Origin of the sequence: Moraxella equi, assembly GCF_002027555.1 — a bacterium.
GTDB classification, from domain to species: domain Bacteria; phylum Pseudomonadota; class Gammaproteobacteria; order Pseudomonadales; family Moraxellaceae; genus Moraxella; species Moraxella equi.
In genome coordinates this window covers 1-874 of sequence record NZ_MXAP01000199.1, presented here as the reverse complement: position 1 = coordinate 874, position 874 = coordinate 1, and the positions used below count along the sequence as shown (strand labels likewise).

Genomic DNA, 874 nt, shown 5'->3' with positions numbered 1-874 from the left:
GAATGTTCAACGTGTTCTAACTATAAATGCTAAATTTGCTTGATTTTTAATCAATTTCATGTAAAATTTTGTAGTGCGATTGCCCTGAATCTTCTCAATAAGTATGCAAGGTTTAATCAGGTGTGCTATAATGAGATTAGCAAGCCAGACAATCGCCGTCCGACCACTTAATTTGATTTAAAGTTAATGTTGTGATAAATGTTAGTCAAATTAAGTGGTCGGAGGGAGGAAAGTCCGGACTACATAGGGCGACGTGCTAGCTAACGACTAGGGGGCGAAAGCCTACGACCAGTGCAACAGAGAATAGACCGCCCAACCACTCAACCAAATATTTTTTAAAATTATAATTTTAAAAAAATATTTGGTTGAGTGGTTGGGTAAGGGTGAAACGGTGGGGTAAGAGCCCACCGCATGACTGGTAACAGTTCATGGCAAGGTAAACTCCACGTGTAGCAAGACCAAATAGGTATCCAATGAGTTGCCCGCTTAGGATACGGGTAGGTTGCTTGAACGCATGAGTGATTGTGCGTCTAGATGAATGATTGTCCACGACAGAATCCGGCTTATCGGTTTGCCATTTATTTTTATAAAATTTTATAAAAATGAAAAATTTTTTTAAAATTGGTGTTGACAACAGATAAAAGCATCTGTATAATTCGCACCCTGTAACGGCGATGTAGCTCAGCTGGTTAGAGCGTACGACTCATAATCGTAAGGTCAAGAGTTCAAGTCTCTTCATCGCCACCAAATTACCTTGGTAGAATTTAAAAAAGTCCTTGACTTAATTTTAAATTATTATATAATGTAATTTCTGCTGACAATAAAGCACTGTTGAAAATTAAATTAAAACTTTTTTAAAAAACCGCTTGACATC

Annotated in this window: 1 tRNA gene and 1 other RNA gene; both read left to right on the top strand. The window is 37.4% G+C overall.

From position 1 onward, the window contains the following. The first annotated feature begins 136 nt into the window (after positions 1 to 136). Positions 137 to 582, top strand: an RNA gene (gene rnpB / locus B5J93_RS13230) — RNase P RNA component class A. A gap of 88 nt (positions 583 to 670) precedes the next feature. Further along, positions 671 to 747, top strand: a tRNA-Met gene (locus B5J93_RS13225). Positions 748 to 874: the final 127 nt, after the last annotated feature.